At 66.9% G+C, this 6,552-nt stretch carries 7 protein-coding genes; 4 read left to right on the top strand and 3 right to left on the bottom strand.

Going from position 1 to position 6,552, the window contains the following annotated elements; genetic code table 11:
* Positions 1 to 232 precede the first annotated feature (232 nt).
* Both A0J57_RS20795 and A0J57_RS20790 read right to left on the bottom strand, forming a co-directional pair.
* A complete protein-coding gene (locus A0J57_RS20795) occupies positions 233 to 655 on the bottom strand; it encodes a DUF4112 domain-containing protein (protein WP_025547000.1) in 423 nt (140 codons plus the stop codon).
* Between the two features lie 32 nt (positions 656 to 687).
* Entirely contained in the window at positions 688 to 2,202 is a 1,515-nt protein-coding gene (locus A0J57_RS20790; protein WP_044660155.1) for an ABC transporter substrate-binding protein, read from the bottom strand.
* Between the two features lie 344 nt (positions 2,203 to 2,546).
* Here A0J57_RS20790 and A0J57_RS20785 point away from each other — a divergent pair, with 344 nt between their 5' ends.
* The 4 genes from A0J57_RS20785 to A0J57_RS20770 all read left to right on the top strand — a co-directional run bounded on the left by A0J57_RS20785 (position 2,547) and on the right by A0J57_RS20770 (position 5,007).
* Complete coding sequence (locus A0J57_RS20785; RefSeq protein WP_061939110.1) at positions 2,547 to 3,485, top strand: right-handed parallel beta-helix repeat-containing protein; 939 nt, start codon at positions 2,547 to 2,549, stop codon at positions 3,483 to 3,485.
* A gap of 91 nt (positions 3,486 to 3,576) precedes the next feature.
* Positions 3,577 to 3,993, top strand: coding sequence for a DUF5990 family protein (locus A0J57_RS20780; protein WP_025546996.1), 417 nt, complete (start codon positions 3,577 to 3,579; stop codon positions 3,991 to 3,993).
* An 80-nt stretch (positions 3,994 to 4,073) separates the two neighbouring features.
* Complete coding sequence (locus A0J57_RS20775; RefSeq protein WP_025546994.1) at positions 4,074 to 4,277, top strand: hypothetical protein; 204 nt, start codon at positions 4,074 to 4,076, stop codon at positions 4,275 to 4,277.
* A 121-nt stretch (positions 4,278 to 4,398) separates the two neighbouring features.
* Positions 4,399 to 5,007 (top strand): hypothetical protein, encoded by a 609-nt coding sequence (locus A0J57_RS20770; RefSeq protein WP_048575476.1) that lies wholly within the window; start codon positions 4,399 to 4,401, stop codon positions 5,005 to 5,007.
* Between the two features lie 67 nt (positions 5,008 to 5,074).
* Here the strand turns inward: A0J57_RS20770 and A0J57_RS20765 are convergent, their stop codons facing one another.
* Positions 5,075 to 6,472: a short-chain fatty acyl-CoA regulator family protein gene (locus tag A0J57_RS20765; protein ID WP_044660152.1), complete on the bottom strand. Its 1,398-nt coding sequence runs from the start codon at positions 6,470 to 6,472 to the stop codon at positions 5,075 to 5,077.
* Positions 6,473 to 6,552 lie beyond the last annotated feature (80 nt).

Genomic DNA, 6,552 nt, shown 5'->3' with positions numbered 1-6,552 from the left:
GCTATGCGTGCCTGCAAAACCGACCAGAGCTTCTCTGCAATGATCTATCTCGCCGCAGCCATCATCAACTCACGATGAATCCCCACAAACCCTAGAGCAGATTCCGATCCGATTGCATCGGCTCGACTGCTCCAAGTTTTTGTTTTGTCGCGTTTTCCGAGTCAGCAGATGATTCCATCTGCTTGGAAAACGCTCCAGGATCGATCGCCATTCAACGGACCGTCGACCGGCCCTAACCCTCGACGATCACCGTCGATGGATGATGCCGGTCCAGATGGTTGCGGATGATGCGCAGATTCTTCGTATTCGACTTGTAGAAGAAATCGAAAACATCCCCGGCAAAGGGAATGGCGCCGATCAACGTATCGAAGCCGACATTGGCCGCCATGCGCGTGAGCTGCCATTTCGACATGCCCAGGTTCCGCGCTTCCCACACGATCCACGCCCCCATGGCGGCCGTGGCGAAATCGCCCACCACGGGGATCAGCCCGACCAGACTGTCCAGCCCGACCCGCCGGTTGGTGCCGGGAAGGACGAACAGCCCCTCCAGCATCGCCTCCATCATCTCGATCCGCCTGCGCACCGAAGCCGGATCGCGGCCGAATCCGGGCATGTCGCGCACGATCCGGTCGAACTGGTCCTGCGAAATCGCCATCATCCGTCCTCCAAGCATCGGCTTTCGATGCTCTAGTTGGTGCTCCTGAACAGATGGTTCAATGGGTGCCGCGCCCGGGGCGACGCCATGAAGCCGGTCAGCCGCCGCGCCACCAGCGACCAGCGCACCGGCGCGCCCAGCGCGATGAAGCCGTTATGCGCCTGCATCAGCGCCTCCGCCTGCGCGACCCGCGCCATGCGCTCGTCCAGGCTGGCGGAAAGGCTCGCCGCCTGCAATTGCGCCTCCGCCTCCGCCGAGCAATGCACCTTCCGGGCGCAGCCGATCCGCCCCAGATACCAGAGCGCGCTGTCATAGGCCGCAACCTCGTCGACCAGCCGCAGATCGGCATCGGCCGCCATGTCGACCCGCTCGACAGCCAGGCCGATCATGCCCAGGTCATGCCGCACCAGCCCGAACAGCAGGGTGGAGCCGGGCCCCCTGGGCAGCGCCACGCGCAACGCCGGCGGATCGCCATGCTCGCTGCGCCAGCGTTTCATGACCGCCTGTCCCTGCGCCCAGCGTTCATCCTGCGACAGGCGGGACCAATCCGGCACGGCGGGCGGCGCTGGCAGGTCGAGCTGGCCCGGCACGATCTGCTCCGTCGTGGCCCAGCCGCCGACGGGGAACATCACCGGCAGGCGGCTGCGGTCGATCGCCATGTTGATCGCCCGCCGCACGCCGTCATCCTCCAGCAGCTTGCCGCTCGCCCCGCTCCGGCCCGTCACCGCCAGTCCCAGCAGCCCCTGCACCGGATCGATCCGCACATCGTCGCGGTCGACCCCCGCCGGCACCAGCAGCGGCAGGTCGGAAAAGCGCCCGCCCAGCACGAGCGCGGCCTTGCCCTGCTGGAAACGGGTGATGGCGAGCGCGGCCCGCTCCGCCCGGACGATCCGGGTCTGCCAGGCGGGCACCGGCAGTTCGTCGCCGGATTCGTTCGTGGCCCGCTCCACCGGCGTCAGCACCAGCGCCTTCCCCGGAACGCCGCCCCGCTTCTCCCGCCGATAGGGGCCGGTTCCCCCCTCCCGCGACAGGATCGCCATCTGCGGCTGGGCCAGCATCTGCAACACATAGGGGCGCGGCGCCGCCAGCCTGATCTCGATCACCTCGCCCGTCATCGCCACCACGTCCTGCACCGCGTCCAGCGGCCCGGCGGGGTCCAGCCGGCGCAGCGCCTCTATCCGCGCGGTCAACAGCCGCCCGACATCCTTCGCCAGCACCTTGCTGCCATCGGGCCAGAAGGCGCGGCGCAGGCGGAAGATATAGCTGCGGCCATCGTCCTCCACGATCCAGCGCTGGGCGAGGGCGGGCAGGATCTCGCCGCCGGCATCGAACGCCACCAGCCCCTGCGCGGTGGTTTCCAGGAACAGCTTCGATCCGGGGTCCGGCAGATTCTCCAGGGGCGTGGCGAAATCGGCGGGGCTGCCGATCACGCTGACCGTCACCGGTCCGCTCCCCTCGTCAGAGCAGCCGCCCGTCATCGCCGCCATCAGGGCGGCTCCGCAAAGGGTCAGCCAGGCGGGAAAGGGACGGGAGGGGGCGGAAACCATGTCCGGACAAGGCTTAACCCGCAACCGCGCCCGCGCCAACCGTCATGATGCGGCATGTGCGGGGACCGGCCAAAGTCGCGGAATCGCGGGAGTAGAGCCAATCGACATTCAGCCCTGACGGCCTGCAAATGACGCTTTTCCGTGCTTCCGGTGCTCACGTACCTTGAGTACGCTGCGCTCCGGGTCACGGAAAACCGCCATTTTCGGCTCGTCATCTTCTGAATGTCGATTGGCTCTAGGCCGGGCGCAAGGGGGCGTTTTCCCGCTGTCCCATAGCGGAACAATATTTCATTAACCATGACTCCGCATTGGCCGCAGAAAGGCGCTCCTCTATATCCTTGGATATGCGCCTTTTTTCGACTCTCCTGCTTGTATCCGCCGCCGTGACGGCAACCGCGCTGGCGCAGGGGGTGACGTCGCCCTTCACCGTGGCGGAAAGCGGGCGAAGCTATGCGACGCTGGGGGACGCGATCCGGGCGATCGGCAATGGCCGCGGCACGGTGCTGGTGGCGCCGGGCAGCTATGCGCAATGCGCGGTGCAGCAGGGCGGCGACGTCACCATCCGCGCGCAGAACCCGGGCACCGCCATCCTCGACGGCGTGGCCTGCGAGCAGAAGGCGGCGCTGGTGCTGCGCGGCCGGTCGAGCACCATAGACGGCCTCATCTTCCAGAATCTGCGCGTGCCCGATGGCAATGGCGCGGGCATTCGGCTGGAAAGCGGCAACCTGACCGTCGCCAACAGCCTGTTCCGCAACAGCGAGGAAGGCATTTTGACGGGCGACGCGCCGGGCAACGCGATCAGCATCGACAGGTCGACCTTCCGCCATCTGGGGCGCTGCGACCGCGACCTCGCCTGCGCCCACGGCATCTATGCGGGCCGCTACGGCAGCCTGACCGTCACCCGCTCCCGCTTCGACCAGGGCGATGGCGGTCATTATCTGAAAACCCGCACGCCCCGCGTCGCCATCACCGACAACAGTTTCGACGACAGCGGCGGGCGGCTCACCAACTATATGATCGACCTTTCCAACGGCGCGAGCGGGACGATCAGCGGCAATGAAATGGTGCAGGGCCGCGACAAGGACAATTACAGCGCCTTCATCACCGTGGCGCCGGAGGGGCGGGAGCAGGACAGCACGAACCTCTCCATCGCGAACAACCGCGCCTCCTTCGTGCCGGGGTTGCAGCGCAACAGCAGCTTCGTCGCCAATTTCACCGACGACGCGGTGAAGATCGGCCCGAACCGTCTGGCAAGCGGCATCAGGATCACCGATCGCCGCTGACGGCGCCGAATTCCGCCATCGGCTCGCATTCTCCTATAAGCTTGCTCCTATAAGCTTGACCCTTTCCGAAGCGATTGGAGGGCAAGCGATCATGGCGAAGCGGACGATCATTCTCCGTCTGGTGATCGACAATCCGGTTCCGGATGTCACCTATAGCCTGCAAGACAGAAAGGGTGCGCCGGTAGGCCCGGTGGTCGCGCGCAACGAAGCCCTTCGCTTCGATGTGCCGGTCCAGCTCGCGCCGGGGCCGAAGCTCAGCGGCGAGTTCGTCCGCCGGGAAGGTCCAGAACGCCGCTTCGTCTATATCGCCATCGGCGGTCAGGCCGGCGATCCTGCGTCACCGTGGAGCCGCCGTGCCAAGATCGACGTTCACGATATTTCTCATGATCTTCTGGAACAGGCTGCGCCGCCTGCGGCGCTGGAATGTCACTTGCCCGGCCGCGCCAGGGATGACGGCCCGTCCTGCGCCACCATTCAGCCGCTCGACGGCTGGCGGGTTGCGATCTGAGGAGCAAAGGTTGCCTCTCACCCCGAAATGCATCCGATCCGACTTGCATGGCCTGACCGCCGCGCCGATAATCCCCGCCCATGCGCACCACCTACAACTCGGCCACCGTCCGCCTCTATCATCTTAGCGACGCTGACGGCGGCGGCGCGGCGACGACGCTCTTTTACGGCCCGTTGAGCGAAGCCCTGCGCATCGCGGAGCAGCAGCCGCAGGATGTGCAGGACGGCCTTTTCCTCGCCACGGACAATGACGTGGTGGCTTATCTCGATCTTATGGAGGGTTAGCTTTCCGGGGCCATCGGCGCCTCTCTCGACCCCGGAACAAAGCCGGGCAAAACAGGTTGTTCCCGTGCAGGCGGCGGGCGTCGACAGCGGCTTTGCGAAGGCCGTGGAGGAGAGAGATGTCATGGTCACTCTGACCCCGCTGGAAGTCGGCCTGGCGCTTCTGGCGCTTGTTCTTGTCGTGGCGGTCGCCGTCATGGCCGTCGCCCATCGCCGCCGCGCCGATCTGCGCGCCCGGTTCGGCCCGGAATATGGCCGGACCGTGGAAATGACCGGAAGCGCGCGCAAGGCGGAGGCGGAACTGCAACAGCGTGAGAAGCGCGTCGCCGCCTTCCCCATCCGTCCGCTTTCGCCGCAACAGGCCGATGCCTTCACCGACGCCTGGGTGCGGGTGCAGGCGCAGTTCGTCGACGACCCGCAGGGCGCGGTCTCGCGGGCCGACGTGCTGCTGGCCGAGGTGATGGAGGTGCGCGGCTATCCCGTCGTGGACTTCGAGCAGCGTTCGGCCGACCTGTCGGTGGACCATCCCGAAGTCGTCCAGAATTATCGCGCGGCCCATGACATCGCCCTGCGCCATGCGCGGGGCGACGCGGATACCGAAGACCTGCGCCGCGCCATGATCCATTATCGCGCGCTGTTCGACGATCTGGTGCACGAGCCGGTCGATCACCGCATGGCGCCTTCGGTCTCGCGGCTGAGGCAGGACGATGTGCGCGGGCCTGATCCGCGCTGAAGCCAAAAAGGGGCGGACGGGTCCGGCGCAGGTCAGCCGGACCCGCCACGATCCGCCGCCGCCGCGCTCACCCGTCGGCGAAACCGAAGGGCGCGTGGGTTCGCCGGAAATCCTCCGGCAGCATGTCGCGCCCGATGGGCGGGGCGGATCGCGCCATGCACTGGCTGCGATGGCACAGGCGGCAGGTGACGCCGATCGGCGTGGGTTCGGGCGTGGCCTCGCCGGTCGTGTAGATCAGCCGATGGGCGTGCTCCGCCGCGCAGCATAGCGCGATCGCCCGCTCGATCTTCGGCGCGCCCCAGCCGCCGCCGCCCGCCGTCACCGTCCGCGCGATGGAAAAGAATCGCTGCCCGTCGGGCAGTTCCAGCCATTGCGTCAGCAATTCCCTGGGCCGCTCGAACGCATGATGCACCGACCAGAGCGGGCAGGAGCCGCCATGGCGGGCAAAGGGAAAGCCCGCGCTGTCCAGCCGCTTGCTGACATTGCCCGCATGGTCGACGCGCAGGAAGAAGAAGGGAACGCGCTCCTGCCCCGGCTTTTGCAGCGTGGTGAGGCGGTGGGCCGTCTGCTCGAAGCTCGCGCCGAACTGCCGGGCCAGCGCCTCCACATCGTAACGCCGCGCCTCCACCGCCTTGGCGAAGGCGGTATAGGGCATCAGGATTGCCGCCGCGCCATAGCTGGCCAGCGCCCGCCGGGTCAGCCGCCGCCCGCTCTCGCTCGCGAATTGGCCGTCCTTCAGCACCGCGTCGAAATCGCGGCGCATCTCCAGATAGGCGATCTGCAACGCCAGTTGGAACTGGGTGCTCGCCCCGTCCAGCGCATCGTCCAGCAGCACCGCGTCGCGGTGCCGGTCCAGCCGCCGCATCGATCCCGCCATGACGTCGGGCGGCAGGCGCCGGACCCGCAGATTATGCTTCGCCTTCAGCCATGCCGACAGGCTCCCCGCCGCCTCCACCTCCTGCGCCAGCTTTTCCCCCGCATCGTCCAGCAGCGGAAAGCTGTTGCGCCGCGCGCCCAGGAATCGCCGCGATTCGGCCACCGGATCGGGCGCCTCGGCGGCATCTTCCCGCTCCACGCCCCGGTCCGCCAGCGCCAGTTGCTCCTCGCGATAGGCGGTGTGCAGCCGCAGCAAAGCCTCTGTGATCCCCGGATAATTGACCGCGACATCCCCGGTCGCCAGCACCGGCAGGTCGATGTCCGCGAACATCGGGTCCCTCAACACCGCCTGCAATCGCGCGGTCTGCTCGGCGCCGCCGTCGCCCGCCAGCTCGCTCATGTCCATCTTGTAGGTGCGGGCAAGGCGCAACAGCATGTCGGCGGTCAGCGGCCGCTGGTTGCGCTCAAGCAACGCCACATAGCTGGCGGAAATCTCCAGATCCGCCGCCATGTCCGCCTGCGTCAGACCCAGTTCGCGCCGCAGCCTGCGCAGCCGCGGCCCCATGTAAACCGGTCGATCCTTGGCCATTCGTCAAGCGCTCCTGTGCAGCCTTTACAACTTTACATGCAATTCTTGTAAAGTTCTACAACTGAACTTCACGCCCCCTG

Source organism: Sphingobium sp. 22B (assembly GCF_001580035.1).
GTDB classification, from domain to species: domain Bacteria; phylum Pseudomonadota; class Alphaproteobacteria; order Sphingomonadales; family Sphingomonadaceae; genus Sphingobium; species Sphingobium fuliginis.
Note: the sequence above shows the minus strand (reverse complement) of the source record. Positions and strands in the feature narration are given on the sequence as shown.

What these genes read in the sequence shown, in the direction of transcription:
- A0J57_RS20775 (WP_025546994.1), top strand. Translation starts at nt 4,074, where the DNA reads ATGCGCACCACCTACAACTCGGCCACCGTCCGCCTCTATCATCTTAGC.
- A0J57_RS20765 (WP_044660152.1), bottom strand. Translation starts at nt 6,472, where the DNA reads ATGGCCAAGGATCGACCGGTTTACATGGGGCCGCGGCTGCGCAGGCTG.
- A0J57_RS20770 (WP_048575476.1), top strand. Translation starts at nt 4,399, where the DNA reads ATGGTCACTCTGACCCCGCTGGAAGTCGGCCTGGCGCTTCTGGCGCTT.
- A0J57_RS20795 (WP_025547000.1), bottom strand. Translation starts at nt 655, where the DNA reads ATGGCGATTTCGCAGGACCAGTTCGACCGGATCGTGCGCGACATGCCC.
- A0J57_RS20785 (WP_061939110.1), top strand. Translation starts at nt 2,547, where the DNA reads ATGCGCCTTTTTTCGACTCTCCTGCTTGTATCCGCCGCCGTGACGGCA.
- A0J57_RS20790 (WP_044660155.1), bottom strand. Translation starts at nt 2,202, where the DNA reads ATGGTTTCCGCCCCCTCCCGTCCCTTTCCCGCCTGGCTGACCCTTTGC.
- A0J57_RS20780 (WP_025546996.1), top strand. Translation starts at nt 3,577, where the DNA reads ATGGCGAAGCGGACGATCATTCTCCGTCTGGTGATCGACAATCCGGTT.